Raw genomic sequence first — 3,629 nt, forward strand, 5'->3', positions numbered from 1 at the left:
CTCCAGATCCGCGGTGTCCTGATACCAGCCGTAATAGCGATTGATGCTCAGCACATCGAACAGGTCGGCGATGACGTCCTTCTCCGGGCTGGCCAGAATCATGTTGGCGTAGGTGAGCGGACGCGTGGGGTCGAGCTCACGAGTCAGTGCGACGAGTGGCTCGAAATACCCACGTGCACCGCTGTCACGCGCGTCGGGCTCATTCGCGATCGACCACATCACCACGCTCGGGTGGTTCTTGTCGCGAGCGATCAGTTCCCGGATGTGCTGTGCATGGGCCGCCTGGGTCGTCTCGCCGAATCCCTTTGGCCCGAATGTGACGACGTCGGTCTTCCCGAGATAGCCGGCAGCGATCGCCATATTCAGACCGACCGCGGCTGTTTCACCGATGACCACCATCCCCTGGCGGTCCGCGTACTCGAGGACCTCCTCGGCGTACGGATAGTGCGAGGTCCGGAAAGAGTTGGCGCCCATCCAGCCCATCAGTTCGAAGTCGTGAACGAGGTAGGCGTCGTCGTGACCCTTTCCGCGCACCGGAGAGTCCTCGTGCTTGCCGAAACCCGTGAAGTAGAACGGCTTCCCATTGATCAGGATGCGATTGCCGCGGACTTCGACTGTTCTGACACCGACAGGCAACGGGTAGCTGTCCACGACTTCTCCCTCACGCACCACCTCAGCGGTGAGTTCGTAGAGGTACGCTGCGCCGGGCTGCCAGAGTCGCACATCGGCAATCCGCAGCTGTCCGTTGTGGCCCGAGCCCTCTGCGACCGTGGCACCCTCGGCATCCGAAATGCGCACGCGGACGTCGGCATCAGCCCCGAGAGATGTCGTGAGCACGTCGTAGCTCACCACTCCGGTGCCGGCGTCCACGTCGGTGACGACCGTGAGGTCCTGCACCCGCTCCGCGGGAGCGGAGTACAGCCACACGGAGCGGGCGAGGCCGCCGTAATTGAAGAAGTCGTGCATGTATCGCTGCCGGGGACGCCCGTCGTCGCGAATCTCTACGTGGCCCGGAGGAATCGTGTCCCTCGTCAGCCGATTGTCGACGCCGACCGTGAGCCGGAACTCGGCTCCGGGCTCGACGAACGCTGTGATGTCGGCCTCGAACGGCGTGTATCCGCCGACGTGCGTGGCGACAAGCTCGTCGTTCACGTACACAACGCCCTCGTGAGTGGCCGAATCGAGTCGGACGAAGACGCTGTCGCCCGCCCATCCGCGGGGCACACGCACGATGCGCTGATACCAGACGACACCGACGTGGTCCCGCACCTTCGCATCGACGAAGAGATCGTTATAGCTCGAGGGGACTGGTGCCTCGCGCGTCGTTCGCAGTTCGGCAGCCCAAGGACGTTCCCCCGCATCCGTGTCCAGAGCGAACTTCCACAATCCGTCCAACCGTTGGAGTTCGCGGGTGGCGGTCAATCGGGGCTTCAGCATCTGTTCTCCTCGCTGCGCTGCGCATGGCGTTCCGGACATTAGTCAAGCATGGCCATGCAGTTTTAGGCAAGCGATTGCCAGTAAACTTGTCGGCAAGTTACTCCGCGCATGGGCCATGTTTCGGAACAGTATTCGGCGATGCGGCGTGTCACCCGATCCACCAATCGCAACCGCTTGTCGGAGCGCGGTCAAATGCGTCGAGGACGGTGTCCATGAGTTGCGACAGCCACTCGCTCAGCGAAAGGTTGCAACTGTCCCAGTCGTTCGGACTTGTGATGCCCACCGGGGTCTTGGAGTGCCGCCCACTATGCGGCTGAATTCGCCTATGACCGTCAGGTCTGGTTCGGAGACGTCAGCATCTCTGCGGCCCGCACCTGGTCGTTCTTCAGCCGACGTTGACGGTTGTCTGCATGCTCAGCTCGATCCCGCCTTCGACCCCATTACTCCTGAGCCAGGTGGTAACGCCGGAGAGCTCGGTGATATTGGCGATGTGTGTGCCGCCACAAGGTGATGTCGGTCGAACCGTCCCCGACGAGGGAAGCGCGGTAATCCGTATCCACGTCGATACGGACCAGTCCGCCGGTCGGACGCCAGTCGTCGGGATGCGGTCGCCATGGGAGTCGCCATCGCGCCGGCAGCGGCATCCTGATCCGCCGCGGCGATCGCCCACTGAACCGCGTCGTGCCCGCTGAGGGCGGTTCGGGCTTCAGCCTGACCGTGCACCGCCCGGTCGAGAGACACCAGGATCGACGTTTGACAACCGATTGCCACTCATGCATACTCAAGTGTCGGATACTCACAGCCGCGAAGGGTTCGCAATGACGCACGCCGCCGAAACAACTGCTCTCCAAGACCGTGCCGGTGGGTTGGATAGCATCCCCCGAGTGGAGCGCACCGCGCACGGCGCGCATCTGCTGGTCGATGGCGCACCGTTTCTCTCTCTTGGTGGCGAGCTGCATAACTCGAGCCCGTCGAKCCCCGCATATATGGCTCCGGTCTGGGATCGTCTGGCCGAGAACGGCGTTCGCTCGATCATCGGAGCTGCCAGCTGGCAGCTTGTCGAGCCCGAGGAAGGCGTATTCGACTTCACCGCGGTGGATGACCAGATCATTCAGGCGCGAGCCCGTGGCATCCGGCTCGTCCTCATCTGGTTCGGCTCCTACAAGAATGCCGAGTCGTCTTACGCACCGAGCTGGGTGCGACGCGATGAGAAGCGCTTCCCCCGTGCGGAGCGCGACCCCGAACGACTGCTCACCGGTCGATTCAGCCTCGACGGCCCCATCCTCAGCGTGTTCAGCGAGGCGCTCGTCGAAGCAGACACGCGTGCGTTCGCGACCCTCATGAAACACATCCGCCGGGTGGATCCCGACCACACCGTGGTCGCTGTACAGGTGCAGAACGAGGTCGGACTGCTCGGCGACAGCCGTGACCGCAGTGCGCTGGCCGACACCGCCTGGGCCGAGTCGGTGCCCACAGAGCTGCTTCGCGGCCTCGCCACGAGAGGCGCTGCGATGCACCCGTGGGTCCGTAACCTCTGGGAGCGAGGCGGCTCCGCCGAATCGGGAACCTGGGCCGAGGTGTTCGGCACGGACCGGGATGCCGAAGAGGTGTTTATGAGCTGGGGCTTCAGCCGCTTCGTAGAACGCGTTGCTCGCGCCGGAGTCGCCGAACACCCGCTGCCGATCTACACCAATGCATGGCTGGGCCCGCAGCCGAACGCCGACGTCCCTGGGCGATACCCCAGCGGCGGACCCGTTTCTCGAATGATCGACATCTGGCAGATCGGCGCCCCCTCGCTTGATTTCCTCGCACCCGACATATACATCGATGATTTCGCGGGCACGCTGGCTGACTATGACGTCGCAGGGAACGGCATATTCATTCCCGAAGCCCGCCCCGATGCCGGGTTGGCGTTCGTAGCGATCGGCGCGTACCGAGCGATGGGCTTTCATCCGTTCGGCATCGAGGACGTCCTAGACGACCAGGATCTGTTCAGCGCGTTCTCGACGATGCAGAGCATGACGAGGGTCATCACCGACGCACAGGCTACGGGTAGCATTCATGGCTTCCGTCTCGTCACCGGTGAGCAGGAGCAGGTCGAACTCGGCGGCTACACCGTGACGATCTCGGGGCCAATGGACACGCGAGGCATGTTCGGTGAGGGTACAGGCGAGGCCGCAGCGGTCCTCATC

Annotated in this window: 2 protein-coding genes; one reads left to right on the forward strand and one right to left on the reverse strand. The window is 63.5% G+C overall.

Features of this window, described 5'->3' with window-relative positions:
* Positions 1 to 1,437: beta-glucuronidase (gene uidA / locus AC1DP3_RS17985; RefSeq protein WP_477295686.1), on the reverse strand; the 1,437-nt coding region annotated here is incomplete at its 3' end.
* Between the two features lie 884 nt (positions 1,438 to 2,321).
* Here uidA and AC1DP3_RS17990 point away from each other — a divergent pair.
* The coding region (locus tag AC1DP3_RS17990) for a beta-galactosidase (protein WP_477295688.1) at positions 2,322 to 3,629 on the forward strand (1,308 nt) is incomplete at its 3' end.

It is taken from the genome of Microbacterium sp. P5_B6 (assembly GCF_056400345.1).